The following is a 233-nucleotide window of genomic DNA, read 5'->3' on the forward strand; positions in this document are numbered from 1 at the left end:
TGATGGAATTCCTGCATTTAGACAATCGATCGCCCCTTGCACTTTTGGAATCATTCCACCGTAAATATGACCTTCCTCAATCCATTGTGTTATTAATGAAGGCGTTACTTCTGTTTGATAATCGCCTTGAATACGAATACCGGAGACATCCGTAACAAGAAGTAAACTCTCCGCTCCCACAGCGAGGGCTACTTCACTCGCCACAGTGTCTCCGTTAATATTAAGCGCTTGCC

The 233-nt window shown here is 44.6% G+C and carries 1 protein-coding gene; it reads right to left on the reverse strand.

From position 1 onward, the window contains the following. A partial coding sequence (locus tag SB660_RS24025; protein WP_486304232.1) for an amino acid kinase family protein occupies nucleotides 1-233 on the reverse strand: 233 nt, incomplete at both ends.

Source organism: Bacillus sp. SIMBA_005 (genome assembly GCF_046535585.1).
Taxonomy (GTDB): domain Bacteria; phylum Bacillota; class Bacilli; order Bacillales; family Bacillaceae; genus Bacillus; species Bacillus pumilus.